The following is a 14095-nucleotide window of genomic DNA, read 5'->3' on the forward strand; positions in this document are numbered from 1 at the left end:
GCTTAATCCTGCTTCTTGAATAACTTTGGAATAGTATAGCTTGTGCGAAAACGTGTTTAGCCAATAAGAAGTTAAATAGCACCAAATTTACTATCTTTTATTGGCTAACCGGGTCAGAGAATCCGCTTTGTATGCGCGCCAATGACGCTTTCCGATCTCGTGTGATTTTAGTGTCCAGCTCACAAACGGTATCTTCGAAAAGAACGGCGATTTCTTCGAGTGGATCAAGCGTTACTGTGATTGGCCGGTTCAGGTTATCTCTAAAGGCGGTTTCAAATAAACGACTGAACTCTCCTATAATTGTCCAAGTAACCTGCTTGCCGTCTGGGTCGCGATTTACAGTGGATTGTCCGCCTTCAGGTGTAGTGATTTCACTTTCAGTTGCACGGTTGTCGGCTAAAATTGCAAACGCTGACAACACCGTTCCAAGGCCGAAACCCCCGTAACGGTAAATGATGTGCCGATCCACGTCGGATGACATTGCCCACAATGTAGTTTCTGGGTCGAGAACATACCCGCTGACGCCGTATCTTTGACCGTCGGTATCAAACAGGGTGTTGATCGTTAGTTTCATCTTGGCGCCGAATTCATTTAGCTCAAACTTCCCCATACCGGTGAATCCGGCGATATCACCGTCGAGAAATGTTACTCGAACAGGGCCTTGGAAGTCGGTATTCAGTGCAATATCGCTTTGGGCATAGCGGAACTCGCCACCCTTAATCAGTGGTGTCTTACATTGACCCTGGCTAACTGAAGCATCTGAGCCTTTAACAAACTGGGTGGTTCCGTCTTCGCTACGGGACACTCGCGCCAATTGATTCGGGCCTTCGATGCCGCTATTGCCTGTACCGGCCGCATTGACTGAAAAACTGGCATTCACTGGAGGTGCTGCATAGATTGCAAGCACCTGACTTGCAGATTCAAAGCGGCGTTGCTGAAGTTCTTGTCGCGCCTGCTCTGCAGCTAACTCACGCACTCTGGCAGCTTCTCTAGCGCGAAGCCGCTCTTGTCGGGCAGCATCGCTCTCGAATTGTGAATCGATGTTATTGCCTTGCTGATTTTCTGCGCCATCAATCCTTGTAGCTGGAGGGTTGATGGATACAAGGGACACGTTATCGGGGGTGGGTACCGGCATAACGTTGTTCGAGCCGGCCTGATCGTTATAGTCGTCAAGCAAATCGCGGGACTCTTGATTAAGGTTTTCAGAGGTTAGATTTGGTCGTATCTCAGTTGTTGAAGCTCGGATATCAGTGTTGCCGGCCTTGACAGTTTCTTCACCCGTGTTTCTTCTGTTTGTGCGCGGGTCGTCCGAGCCAAATAAAGAGTTGTACGCGAATGTCCCAACCATTCCGACAATAGCTACCAGAACGATAACGCCAATGAGGATGCCGCGGCCTTCGCGGGAGAACAGGAATTTGGCTGTAGATTGTTCTTGAGACATCGTTTACTCCTTAAATGACAAATAGATGCGCTGGCCTGCTTCGTCCAGAACCATGATTGGGTTAATTCTGGGCAAAACATAAATTCGCAAGTTGTCTTGAATGGGAGTTACGCCGCGAACGCCAGCTACAGGCGCGGGCGCGGTCACTGAGTAGTCGGTTCGCAGGTACATGTACTTTGGATTTCCTTTGTCAATCCACGCGCTGACCCGCCTGTCGCTGCTTTTGAGTTTCTTGTAGCCTTCCGGGGTCACGTTATAGGCAATCTGGTTTAATGTGTTGTCGAGGCTGGTACCAACTGTCTCGCTTCCATCCAGTGGGTCAAGGTCAACGGCTGTCATGCCAGATCTTGCAGAGAGACTGTGCTCAACAACCGAATTGGGTCCTCGCTCGGTAATGCGTATGTGCTTCAAGGCGTGGTATTCGTTATTTTTACCGGTCACGGTGATTGTAATGGGTAAAGAGAGCCCTTTTAAGAAGACCGAAATTGATTTTCGCCCAGCGCCATTGTTAGCCAGTAAGACCAGGGAATTATCGCTACCCTCGGTTTGTATGACATCGGCTAAGCTGCCTGTCTGGCCAATGTATTGAATTGGCCATGGCTTGCCTGTGATATCTGTAAAGACTACTGCGGATGGGTAATCTGGCGTAACAAACACCTCGGGGATGCTGTCTGCACTTCCCGATATACTCACGAGACTGCGCAGCGGCTCAACATCTCTTAAAGGTTGAAATGTGGCGTTTTGGTCTATTAGTTGGCGTTCTCGGATTAGCACTCGTTCTTTAGGGTCAAGGTTGAACAGAAAGTCGAGATCACTCGGCATTTCGGACACGTCTACCGGTATCTGTACGGCGTCAGCTGTAATTTTGGACTTCGGCGCCCCGCCATCTGCTGCAGCTACGAAAATCGGAGTTAACGCGAGCGTGGCGATAGCCAGTATTGTTGCGTGTAGGCGCATGTTAATTGCTCCGGTTTTGGACGTTATATTTCGCGAGCATTAGCCCACCATCAAATTCCACAGGATTCGCTCGCGCTATCCATGCAGTAAACAGAATCGGTTGAGTTATCTTTTTCCGTTGGCCTTGGACAACGTCGCCTGAATCATAGATGAGGTCCATTGGAACCTCGATAATCCACACTCTTCGATTCTGGATAAGTTGTTCGTTAATAATCACCGGTTCATTAACGATGTTGGCACGAAGGATCAAAAACTCATCCTGAATCTTCGTGAGTATTCCAGATGTAACTAGGTCTTCATTAAAGCTGTCCAGCGTTTTACGGCGCGTGAAATCAAGCGCTTTATTCAGCGAGCTTCTGTAGTTGACGTAATCCAGGTCATACAGTGTCGGTATGTTTCGGCGAGTCCAGTCAAGGATTACCGTTCTAGACTCAATTGGGGCATCCAGTAATGGAAGTGGAAAAATTCGTCCATCTGCTGTGGTTGCCAACAATTTGGGCTCCGGACGCGTTGCACTTTGAATTGAGTTCCATCCAAGCGACAGCATGAGACACAGTGTTAGACCTAGTATCACCTTGCTTTTGAATCGTGAGAGCTTCGATTCAGACACAGACATAGCCGCGAGGGCTTCTGCACCGTGCAAGTGCGAAACCGTATTGGTGTTCTGCGCCATCGCAACACCAGGCTTCACATTGGGTACAGGCTTACGAGCCGATGACGTTTTAGCGGGCTTCCGACTCTTTTCCGCATCCCCTTGGATGCTTTTTGCTTTTGCGTTCATAAATCCATTCGCTGTCGATGCGGGCTCAGAAGGTGGTCGAGGCGTACCTCTACCGAAATATGCGCTTATGTTACCTCATCCGACGTTGTTATCTGGTCCAACGCACCAAAATTACCGTTCAAATATTCTAAAACCTTAAAATCTTGCATTTCGCCATTTTTTGAACATCGCATAGTATACTGTTTTCAGTAACCTCTTAAATTTATTGGAGCATTTATGTACAACCCTATGGCCGTGGAAAAACAGCTACTCACACCCGTCATTGCCCGCAAAAATACGAAGTTAGCAATGGCTATGCTTGCCACACTCGCCCTTGGGTCGTTTGGAAGTGTTGCCAATGGAGCAGATGTGCCCAGTGTCAATGCAGGGAGTGAAGCGACGGATGGGACTTCTATTGCTACGACTCTTGGGTATTCCAGGGCTAGTAAGGCCGTGCGAACAGTATCGATGGCGCTTCCATCGGTCGTTATTATTGGCGAGTCGCCAGGGCCGGCTAACACGACGATAGTTCTGGTTCATGTGTCGGGTAGTGCTGATGTGACGCCTTTATACGTGCTTGGGGATAACCAGACCGTCATTTCTGGGTCTGTGATTCAGCCAGTCACGCCTATAAGTGCATCGACAGTGACTGCGTCCTTTCTCCCCGAGGGAACTGAAGTTGAGCCCGAACTACCGGCTTCTGTTCCAGCGCCTGCCTCGCCTGCTGTCTCATCTCCACCAACCGAAATCCCAGCTCCAGGAGCTTCCCGGCAGGTTGATACTAAAAAAGACACCGATTCCTTTGTTAGAATTCCGGCGCCACCGGTCCCTGTCAAGTCGGATGTCGTTGCAGATGCTGTCCAATCGCCAGACAGCGCGCCGGATCTTAAGGCGACTGCCGAGGCTGTCCCAGCTATTTTAATTGACTCAATCGAATCCATGGTTGGGGGTGCCGTGTTTGGGCCAACTGTGAAGCGCGTCCTGGATACAGACCCGGATATCGATGCGGTCAGAAACATGGAGTCTCCACGAGAACTACAGGATGCGTACTACGAGCTGGTAAAGGGTTTGCCAGCTATCGTTCAGGGTTCTGGGCCTCGCCACATTTATGTAATGTTTGATCCTAACTGCCCGGTGTGTCACACCTACTACTCCCAGGTTAGCAACGATGTTGCATCGGGTCGTGTGACCGTTCATTGGTTGCCGGCTATCATCTTCGCGGATCAGCGCTCAAGCCTGACAGTCTCGGCCGCATTGGCCGCTAGCGTGAACAGTGACGATGGTGGTGTTGGTATGCTGAAGCGCGTCATGACCGAGCCAGGCTTCATTAATGCGATTGATCAGAGTGATCGGGTGCCAGCTTTAACGCCCTTCATGGAACCGGTTTTGAAAAATACAGCGGTTATGGCAATGGCAAAAGCAGAAACACCCCTGCTTATTTTTCAGACCTCGGAAGGGGGCCTTTCGATCAGCGGTGGTATACCGGTAGGTGGGTACATTGGCACAATTGGTGCGAAAAACCCATGAACCACTAGATGTGGGTGTTCTTATAAGATTCGCTTGTATATGTAGTGGTATGTCTCTATTATTTCCAAAGACGATGTACTATACGATAGTGACATTGCTAAATTAGAAAAGAAAAGGAGGTCGCCATGACCCGCAGAACTCACATGTTTGATAACCCTGAAGCTGGTCGCGCGATGCGCATTCCTGTTAAGAAGGGCTTGGAGTTGGCTGTCAATCAGCGGGCCAACATGGACCAAAGCACCCTGTTGTCTGTATTGGAGGACCGGAGCCGGCGATTCTATCGCGCCAAGTTAATCTATAAATGTGGCGCATTTGGGTATCACATACTTGGAGACTGGATGTTCACGATGTTCCGCGAGCAGCTAGCTGGAATGATGAACGTCCAGGACCTCTGGGACGCGTATGTGGATGGTGTGAAAAAAGGTGTAACACGCTCTCAAGCCATTCAAAAGGCCCCGCTGCTACCCAGGATGGAAATGCACGTTGAGGATTGGATCTGGTGGGCCGAGTACATTATCGGAGTCTGTAAAAAAGGCGACGAGCAGCGCTGGACAATGGACGCCCTTGAGTTGGGCTCTGCTATTATTGATGGTGGCTGCGTTAAAGTGGTCGGCCACAACCCGAAGCTGGTTAAGACACCCGCTAACCCGGGCTGGCAGGCCGTCGCCTGGTGGCCGTAACGTTGGATGGCAGCGTAGGATCTATAAAAAAGCCGCACCAATTGCGGCTTTTTTATGCCTATTGAAGCCTCTGTGTCTGTGCCCGGGCGTTCGCTTGTTTTCAGCCGCGGGCTTGCCAATTATCCCATTCGCTGTTCCGCTGGTGAAGACTGCGATGCAGTCGATGGGCCTTGTACAGATTCAGCATTACGCTGAGAGCTGCCCAAGGATGCGATGCGTGAAAATGCGGACTGACACATGTTTCGCAACGCCCCGAACATATCTGAAATGCTCTCACCAAGCGGTTTCCCGCCCATAGAAATTTTGTCGAGTAAACTCTTTTGATGGTCTTCCATGTCCTGGCCTGGATTAGCCGCCAGTTTGTCGAAAGCATCAATTTGACGGCTTGCTTCTCCGTTATCAAGTTTATCGATGGATCGGCCTTCACCGTTCCCCATTACAAAATTATTAGTGTCCTTTTGGTACTTCTCCGAGGCGGCCATCATCGCGTTAACGCCCTGCTCTGCTCTGCTCTTGTCGTCGGGTGAAGCTGTTTTCAGGCGGTTTTCGAAGTCGTCCCGCGACACCAATGGGATTTGTCCAATCTCGTTGAGCCGCAATGCCGATTCAACCTGGCTAAGCCCGTCTGAAATGGATTGCTTGTAGGTTTCACGAATGCTGTTAGCTTCTGCTATTACCGGGGCTGCCTGCTTATCGTTAAATTGCCTCACCCGTTCGGCAATGCCCGATGCGCCAATGGCAGCGGTTGCATTGGTTTCCGCTGTCGGTGTGATGGGATCACCGGTCGCTGAAGGATCGTTTGCATGATTCGGTACATGTGCCGCACTTTCGTCTTGCCCGTCATGTGCATATAGGTCATCGTTTGCTGATGGACCTCCGATAATTCCAGGTTGAGTTGATGGGCCCTCAGAGCCCCCCTGCGGGTTGCTATCCAGCCATTCAGCGCATTTCGAGTAGGTCATTGAAATCGCAGAAATAGCAAACTTAATCGTCTTATCCGCAGCGGTAATAACCGTTGTAGCGAGCCCGGCAGCAGCAGTTGCCAAAAGCTGGCCATTTGTTGGTGGTAGATTCGGCTCAGGAGGCTTTGTCTCATCATCTGTCTTTGTCTTTGGCTTATCCTTATCCTCGCCTTCCCCTGGTGTAGAAGATGGGTCACCAGGGATTGGCGTGGCCGCAGCTGCGGCTGCCTTAGCGACTGCATCAGATTTACTTCGGTCGGCGCTTAAGCGCTCCAAGCGCTTTCCGGTCGTCTCAAAATTGATCTGCATGCTCTCTTTGCTGTCGAGGTTTGTGGCCACCTTGACGGGCTTATTCGCACTGTTTGGCACCAGCCCATCTGTCAGACTGAACTTCACTGGCTTGGTCATTCGCGAGCCGCTTAGCGGATTCACAACGCCAATATCTGCAGCTTCGCCAAGGGCAGCCAGCATGTGTCGTGCTTCTTCGTTTTTCGGTTCAAATGCACCGGTGTCAGAATTGTACTGCAGTAGATTTGCATCTTTGCCAATCAGCATCGGCTCCAGCATTTGTGATTGGCGCATTTTGTCAGCCAATGCATGAATCCTGCTCCGCGCTTCCTGGGTTGGACCTTGCTCGGGCTCTGGTGCCGGCACCTCTCCCGCTTCATTAATGACAGCTTCTGGGATGTCGTTTTTAAAAACTTCGGGGTTGTCTTCATCAGCCAAGGCAAAATCGGCAAAGATATCGCCTATCGCGTCCGACTGAAGGGTTTGGTCTTCTGAATTTTCGCTCATATGTGCCTCCGAAAGTGTTTAGTTTGCGTGTCTAAAACGAAATTGCGCATTGATGATGGTGCTTGATATGGCTACTTGTTGTTGCTCGATAAGGTGCAAAGCCTCGTCCTCACACAGTGCTGAATGCCTGAGAGTGCTGGATTCGTATCGGTCGATCCTGGCGGACTTGAGGTTCTTTAGCTGAGCTTCTGTGCCAATGTTCGTTGCAACCACCTCGGTTCTGAAGCTGTGCAATAATTCGATAAGGCTCGGCAGTATTGGGTCGTTGAAGGTGTGGCTTGTGGACGTATCAGGCCACTGGCCAGCCAAATAAATGACCTGGACATCGACCTCTTGCGCCATCTGGAGGTTAAGGTGGCTCATGCCAAACTCTGTAATGGCAAATCGAACGCCGGTGGATTCATTTAAGTCAGTGATCATTTCATTTAGCGACCGAAGCTGGTTGGCCACAACTGAATTGCTGTTGACGTTCAAGGCTATGATTACCTGGTTTGCCACCTCTTTGTAGGTTCTCAGCATGGCCAGGATGCTTGATTGAGTTTGCATCAGGATATCGGCATCCAGCGAGATCGTGATGCTGGTGTCATTACCCGGGACCAAGAGTTGCCATACCCTGCATTGATTCAGTGCAGACTTGAGTGCGAGAAAGCTGCATTCTTTAGCCAAGCCAAGGCGGTCGCTGGCTTGCATGATATCTGCGTGTTTCAAACGAACTTCCGCGCCATCGTATTTCACGATCGATGCAAAGCTAGCGCGGAACCCTGTCAGCGAATCAGTGATCGCATCTTTAGCCGGGATAAATTCAAGCTCCAATTCCTGGTCCTGAAGCGCAACACGAAGAACGCGCTCTTTACGCCAGTTGCTCATGCGATCGCCTTTCACGACAGAACTGACATCATTGAAATAGGCCACGTTCATGGGCGCGCGCAACCGGTGCCCCATGTTTGACATAGAATCCAGTGCTTCAGCGGCTTGGGCAATCCGTTGCGCAAGGTCAACGTTTTTGCAGGATTCCAGTACCCCTATTCGCGGGCGACTTACCCACTGCAGTTGAGTATGTGCTGTACTGAATTTCAGGGTGATGCCTTGATCCAATGCCATTGCGAAGTTAGCAATACAGGTTCGACCATGGCCTTTTGGTAGATCGCTATGGACCTGAATGCCCAGCTTGCCCTTGATAGGTATAAGCGTGTGATCCCCGATGTGCAGGTCAACGAGCTCTCCAATGGCGCCCTGAATCATGAAGTCTACTTCCCCGGGCTGATCATAACCTTGCTTAAATGTGTCCAGGGATGGCAGTTGAATCATCAGAAATGCCGCTGACATTTGCTCTAATCCTTCGCCCTGACTCTGCATGGTTTCGCTGTCCTTCGTGGTGCTAATCATTGGCTTCTACTTTCTCTGTAGGGTCGTTTTCAACGGCAGACGGGCAACTCTTCGTCATCAGAGTTCGCCTCGTAAATGTGCTCGTTTACGGAATTCGTGTCAGCCTCCAGTGGGCTGTCGTTTGCAGTGTCTATCATAGGCTTTCCCGGCGCCTGACCGACGGATTGAGTATGATTTTGTTCAATATTTTGTTTTGCCATCTGGCCAGAATAAAATGCCTTGAAGAGCTGGTCTGGTGTTTTAAAACTGGCTTGCTGGCCCGCCTTCAATATGTCCCCAAAGAATTTCTTGATTCGACCAAAGGTGGTTGCCGGCTTTTGATGGCTTTCTATTTTCAGGCTACCGGCAACCCATGATTCGTAAGCATAAGCTTGTGCTTCCCACGGGTTGTTCTCGCAATGAGGAATTAAGTGAGCCCTATTTGTGCCTTCCAAGGTCTCACACAGATCATCAAATAGTGGTGAGCCTGGGGTGTACGCGCGATCCAGCATTTGCTGGTCACCCTCATTTAGCAGCGCTGACTGGGCAAAATGGAACGCTTCATGATAGGCGGTACCCATGCGGGCGCCGTATGCTAGGTCAATGACCCCTCGAACATTGCGCTCAATGCGAGATCCAGCGGCGTCCAAGTCGCGATATTGACCGGCCACCTTTTTCCCATTGTTATCTTGTAGGTGCTGGGACCACTGAACCCAAACTTGATCGCCACACATCCGCGCCACTTCGTTCATGACACACTCAGCAATGATTTGGTGCTCACAGGTTGTGATAGCCTCAATGGAGCCGGTGTCGTGGCTGTATAGTATCGGGAGTGTGGTCTTGCCCAGGTGCTCGTGGTTGACCTCAATATCTTTCTGCTTAACCGTTTTGAAGAGCCCTTTGAATGCTTGATCCAAGTTCTTTAGTTGATCTCCAGATGGGTACAGTTGTGCCTTCGAAGGCTTGTCTTTGTCCTGCATGCTGATGGGTAACCCCCAGCTTTCCAGCTTATCCTTGCGAACTAAAAAGTCATTCTGGAAATTTGGATATAACTTCTGAAGGCCCGTATGAACCCACGTTTCAAAACTACGCGCAAACAACTCTTCAGGTGTATTCCAGTAGGCCTTCACTTTGTCTCTACTGCGTGACCTGTTGGCGTCTGCGACTCTTGCACCTTTAATTAAAGATGACTCAGCGTACCGATGCTCGGACGCCTCTTGCAGCGTATAAGGCTGCCCATCTTCTTTTTTTGGCAGCTCGTAACGAATGTTTTGTAGGATTGCACCAATCGCTTCGGCCACGGGGTTCCGCAAATTACCAGAGATAAATTTAGGGTCGCTTGCTGTGGCTTTTAACTGCCTGTCCAGCGTTTCAGTGATATCCCCCCCGCTACGACTACCAGGCATGCCGCGGGAAAGCCTATAAAAATAGTTCGCAAGCGCGTGACCGTATTCGTGGGCGGCCGAGCCTGCGCCTTTCATGCGCGTCAGGTTGATCACGTTGTTGGTTGGCTCAAAGTGGGCTAATGCCGCATTGCGGCCACCGCGGCCGCGCGAGCCGAATGCCAGGCCCAGCGACCCGCCCAGACTCATTGCCAGGGGCGGAACACCCAAAACCTTTGATAGATCCATAAACCCGTCATAGGTCTGGTTCAAGTATTCGGTCCGGTCAGCCTGAGTCATGGAATTACCGTACTCAATACCGGAGAACCCGAAAGTGGTGATCAGGGTTTGTTCGTCAATGCTGGTGTCAGCTCGATGGTTATCTCCACCGGTCCGAACCAGGGCTGACAGCATTGGCATGGCCCCAGTCTCATCGGTAATTGCTTGACGTCGATTGACGCCCGTTTTTGCGTCCTTTATTGGCCATTTTGTGTTCTGGAGTGACTTTCTGCTGGCCTGGCGAAGCCAATATTCGGGCACGGATGAAATGGCCCAGCTAGGCCCAGCAATAAAGTCGCCGGTAAACCCAATTTTCATGAACTCTCTGGATGCCGTAGTTAACGCCTGCATGAGTGCACCAGACGGCAAAATGGCGTCCTTAAGCTCGTCTTTTGTTCGAATCTCGCCCATCGCGTCTCTAAAGGACAGAACAAGCTTTGCAAACGCCTGATTCGCCTCTGGGACATTAGCAGGTGGCACCGGCATGATGTCTTTGCGCGCCTCCGCAAAAAAAGCGGCAACGATGGGCTCCATTGCCCGAGCACCATCATCAATAGCTTCATCATCCGGACTTTCCAACGAGGTCCAGTCGGGCGTCTCCCACAGTTTCACTTTGGTGATGTGCTTCGCCTGATCTTCTGATGAAGCAAATAACAGGTTGCTTAAGATCGCCGTGGATTTGCCGCGCAGATCCTTAATTGAGAGCCCGGCGACCACCCCTTTGTCCTGACGCTTGCCGCGCTTGCCCTTACTGACGGCCGGTGCATCCGGAAGGTTGTTTTCCGAATTGCCTTGGTTGAACTTTAATCGCAGGGCTTCACGATGTTCGTTGAGCACGCGCAGTGCCTGCGGGCGCATAACGGTGGCAGCATCAAATGCCGAGAAGTCCCAGCCAGACATGAAAGAACTCTGCGACGATTTCATTTCAAGTAGCGCTTTTTCAACCGCCAAAGCCCGATTGTTGTCCGCGGCCAGGATGCCGTCACGCGTTATAGCCGTTACGTCGCTGTATACTTTATTGCGCGTACCCTTCGTGGCCATAATGATGATTTCATTATCGACGGAACTCACCAGCTTGTCGGACACCTTCTGACAAAACTTCGATTTGTTCGCAAACACTTTCAAATGCTTCTGTTCATCAATCCAAAGTTCAATAGCCTCCATCATCTGATCGCGTTTAGCACTGTCGTCCCGCCAGCTCGGCACCAATGTCAGCAAGCTGTCGCGGGCGCCCTGGCAGTGTTGTAACAGGGCATCAGGCTGAAGGTCACCCATGGCCTCCACAGGTATGTTTTCAAGCTTGGCGATACCCGTGTTTTTCAAGGTACCTGTTAAGCTACTGCCGAAGTTGTCCATATCCGCAATGAGATTCATGGTGAAGATATTCAGTGGCAACTCATCCAAAGAATCGGGGTGCACGATTTCGTCGTGTATCGGTTTGCCAAATTCAAGGCCGTGGTCTGCGTGTAGAGACACCATGCGGCCAAGGCCAGCCAGAACCTTTGTGTAGTCGTGTCGGAAGGGTCGGGTATCTTCTTGTGAGAACAGGTTCGATACGGAAAGGATGTTAGTGCCTGTAAACAATTTATCGTGATACGCCTTCTGCGTTTCAAAATTCAAGTTTTCACTGGTTGCAGCAATGGTTATCTGGAATGGGCGCTTTTGTGACCGGCTCTCGATCCAGCCTGTCGACGTCATAGCTTGCGTTACCTCACGAAAGTTGTAGGACAATAACTGGTTAATGTCAGTCTCGGCGGGATGCTCATGGCTCAATTTAGTGCTTTGACTTAAACGAATGCTGGTGCCGTTAAGGTAGGACAGTTGCCCTACCCAGTCTAAGTGGTTACTCAAATCACAGTTCATCATGCCGAGTGCCTGGGCCTTAGAGCATTGCGGCAAACCTGCTTCGTGCAGGGCATCTATGATCACGAACGCTGGGTGGTCCGTTTTTTCAATGTCGGCCAGCGACGAATCGGTGATATCGCTCAATGCCTGTAGGATGCGTTCGTTCGTCTCGGTAACTCGGACTATGTTCGGCGACAGCCCGTTGATCCAATCTCCGGCACTTTTGTAGTTTGGAAACATGGTATCCAAAAGCGTTGCACAAAATTCTTCAGCATTTTCAGCCAGGATGTTCAGGCTCTCAGTGGTATTTGTATTCCTGATGCGATCCTTACCGGCCCGGTGTGCGACGAATTGCGATGCCGCGTATAACGGTTCTATCGCTGGCTTAATCAAGCCACGCGTCCACAGTTTTGCCTTGGTGACTGCATCGACATCTTCTTTTAACGAGTCGATAAGCTCAGGAGATAGCTCATCAGCGGTATCGCTTAAACGAACAGCCCAGTCACGCAGGGCTTCACGCACCCGAACTGTGTGGATTGGGTGTACACCAACTCTGCAGATTTCCTGGGCGCGAACTTGCTCAATTTCGGCACCCGTAAGGTCGTTCGTGTAGTCATTCGTTCCCAATGCTCTGGACGGGTACACAGCAAAGAAGCCGCGTTCACCGTTGGGCGTTGGTGGCTGCGCACGATTGAAGTCGTCCATGATCATGTCGCGCAGAAAAACGGTCGCTTGGATCTCTGAATCGCCCATGCCATCTTTCATGATCAAATCGCGGGTACCGCCGTACCAGTATTCGATCATTGTGTGGCTTTGTGCTTCTGCTGACGGAGTGAGTGGAGATTCCCCCTGCAGGCGCCCAAGCCGGAACATGGACTCCAGCAAGCGCAGCTCTTCGTCCCAGAAATCCGGATCGTTTTTCAGGGTTTGATCAAACGGTGACCCGATTTCCTTAGGCGTCAAGCGCTCCTGCGGTTTCAATAGATCGGGGTTTACCGGCACTAAAGGCTCGTACCGCACCGGTGGAGCTGGTGCTGAAACGACTGATTCGGCATTCACCGGTGCAGGGATGTTCAATCCATCTATGCAGTCTGCGGTGATTCGCTTCCGACTTGGAAAATAAACACCATTGATGGTCTCTGTTAACGTCGATGAGCTGACCCACAGCACATCGAACGTATCCGGGTCATGGTCTACGACCGCACCCTTGCCGCGCTGACCGTTGACCGTCCAACTGATATCGGAACCCACAGCCGGTCGGTAATCTGGAGTCAGTGAGTTCGCCAGCAAAAGATTTGCCGGTAAGGGGGTGCTTTCAGGGTGAGCTTCCCCGCGCTCATCCGCCAGCCTGTCAGCCCATTCGCGCAAATTGGGCGGCCAATTCTGCAGCGGGCCGTACGCTTGCCCTGCTTTAACAAGGCCCAAGCCTATAATTGGTTCGGTAACCGCAGACAGCTCGCCGGCTAAAGCACCGGCTACCCAGCGCTGAATGCGTAGACGGTTGTGCATCCGGTTGTTCTGGGTTTCGTTAAGCGTTTGTTCGGATAGCTCATCTTCACGTTGAGCTAATGATGTCTGAATTTCGGTTAATAGCAGTTCTGGCTGATATTTCCACAGCGATCGAATGCATGCCTGTACCTCCAGGGGCACCGCAGGCTCAGTAGAACTGGCCGGCTTTAACATGACCGTCTGCTCGGATGTGATCAAATCCAAGGGTGCATTCAAAATGCGGCCGATGTTAACCGCAAGGTCGTGATCGGCACGCTTTGGATAAATAAGGCGCCCTGCACTGCCTGACTGGAAACCTAAACTGTGTAGGCTGGCAGTCTGTGATTCGGTAAGAGTACCCGGCACATTTTCTTTAATCAGGGCAAACCAGAATGTCGCATTAAACACGGGCGCCACAACAAGGTCGCGCGTTTCAAGTCGAGGCCACAGCATGGGCGGCTGATCACTTGGTATGCGATTCGTGGCGGGTGTATTTTGCTGTATTTTCAGGTCTGCCATATATTAAGGCTCCGGTGAACTTCGTATCGTCTAACTTATACAATAATATTGGGTTTGATTATAGCCGGTATCTGCATTCATAACTGCGATAAAAT

Annotated in this window: 8 protein-coding genes; 2 read left to right on the forward strand and 6 right to left on the reverse strand. The window is 50.9% G+C overall.

All coding sequences use genetic code 11. From position 1 onward, the window contains the following. Positions 1 to 97: 97 nt before the first annotated feature. From MELB17_RS17615 to MELB17_RS17625, 3 genes are read right to left on the reverse strand one after another with little or no spacing between them, the layout of a single operon-like run. Positions 98 to 1441 carry a DotG/IcmE/VirB10 family protein gene (locus MELB17_RS17615; RefSeq protein WP_007351680.1) on the reverse strand — a complete coding sequence of 448 codons (1344 nt, stop codon included), beginning with the start codon at positions 1439 to 1441 and terminating at the stop codon, positions 98 to 100. A 3-nt stretch (positions 1442 to 1444) separates the two neighbouring features. Then, positions 1445 to 2398: a DotH/IcmK family type IV secretion protein gene (locus MELB17_RS17620; protein WP_007351681.1), complete on the reverse strand. Its 954-nt coding sequence runs from the start codon at positions 2396 to 2398 to the stop codon at positions 1445 to 1447. A 1-nt stretch (position 2399) separates the two neighbouring features. Then, the gene (locus MELB17_RS17625; RefSeq protein ID WP_007351682.1) at positions 2400 to 3179 is read right to left on the reverse strand and encodes a DotI/IcmL family type IV secretion protein; all 780 of its coding nucleotides are present in this window, start codon (positions 3177 to 3179) and stop codon (positions 2400 to 2402) included. Positions 3180 to 3395: 216 nt separating this feature from the next. Between MELB17_RS17625 and MELB17_RS17630 the strand changes: the two genes are divergently transcribed. Together MELB17_RS17630 and MELB17_RS17635 are read left to right on the forward strand one after the other, a co-directional pair. After that, positions 3396 to 4685, forward strand: a complete 1290-nt coding sequence (locus MELB17_RS17630; protein WP_036185366.1) for a hypothetical protein — start codon at positions 3396 to 3398, stop codon at positions 4683 to 4685. A gap of 125 nt (positions 4686 to 4810) precedes the next feature. Next, positions 4811 to 5365, forward strand: a complete 555-nt coding sequence (locus MELB17_RS17635; RefSeq protein ID WP_007351684.1) for a hypothetical protein — start codon at positions 4811 to 4813, stop codon at positions 5363 to 5365. Between the two features lie 119 nt (positions 5366 to 5484). Here MELB17_RS17635 and MELB17_RS17640 read toward each other — a convergent pair whose 3' ends face one another. From MELB17_RS17640 to MELB17_RS17650, 3 genes are all read right to left on the reverse strand, one after another. Beyond that, a complete protein-coding gene (locus MELB17_RS17640) occupies positions 5485 to 7122 on the reverse strand; it encodes a hypothetical protein (protein WP_007351685.1) in 1638 nt (545 codons plus the stop codon). An 18-nt stretch (positions 7123 to 7140) separates the two neighbouring features. Then, a complete protein-coding gene (locus MELB17_RS17645; protein WP_157133342.1) occupies positions 7141 to 8364 on the reverse strand; it encodes an EAL domain-containing protein in 1224 nt (407 codons plus the stop codon). 173 nt (positions 8365 to 8537) lie between these two features. Next, complete coding sequence (locus tag MELB17_RS17650; protein ID WP_007351687.1) at positions 8538 to 14000, reverse strand: LPD1 domain-containing protein; 5463 nt, start codon at positions 13998 to 14000, stop codon at positions 8538 to 8540. Positions 14001 to 14095 lie beyond the last annotated feature (95 nt).

Origin of the sequence: Marinobacter sp. ELB17, from assembly GCF_000169375.1 — a bacterium.
Taxonomy (GTDB): domain Bacteria; phylum Pseudomonadota; class Gammaproteobacteria; order Pseudomonadales; family Oleiphilaceae; genus Marinobacter.

What these genes read in the sequence shown, in the direction of transcription:
- MELB17_RS17640 (WP_007351685.1), bottom strand. Translation starts at nt 7,122, where the DNA reads ATGAGCGAAAATTCAGAAGACCAAACCCTTCAGTCGGACGCGATAGGC.
- MELB17_RS17635 (WP_007351684.1), top strand. Translation starts at nt 4,811, where the DNA reads ATGACCCGCAGAACTCACATGTTTGATAACCCTGAAGCTGGTCGCGCG.
- MELB17_RS17630 (WP_036185366.1), top strand. Translation starts at nt 3,396, where the DNA reads ATGTACAACCCTATGGCCGTGGAAAAACAGCTACTCACACCCGTCATT.
- MELB17_RS17645 (WP_157133342.1), bottom strand. Translation starts at nt 8,364, where the DNA reads ATGATTCAGGGCGCCATTGGAGAGCTCGTTGACCTGCACATCGGGGAT.
- MELB17_RS17615 (WP_007351680.1), bottom strand. Translation starts at nt 1,441, where the DNA reads ATGTCTCAAGAACAATCTACAGCCAAATTCCTGTTCTCCCGCGAAGGC.
- MELB17_RS17620 (WP_007351681.1), bottom strand. Translation starts at nt 2,398, where the DNA reads ATGCGCCTACACGCAACAATACTGGCTATCGCCACGCTCGCGTTAACT.
- MELB17_RS17650 (WP_007351687.1), bottom strand. Translation starts at nt 14,000, where the DNA reads ATGGCAGACCTGAAAATACAGCAAAATACACCCGCCACGAATCGCATA.
- MELB17_RS17625 (WP_007351682.1), bottom strand. Translation starts at nt 3,179, where the DNA reads ATGAACGCAAAAGCAAAAAGCATCCAAGGGGATGCGGAAAAGAGTCGG.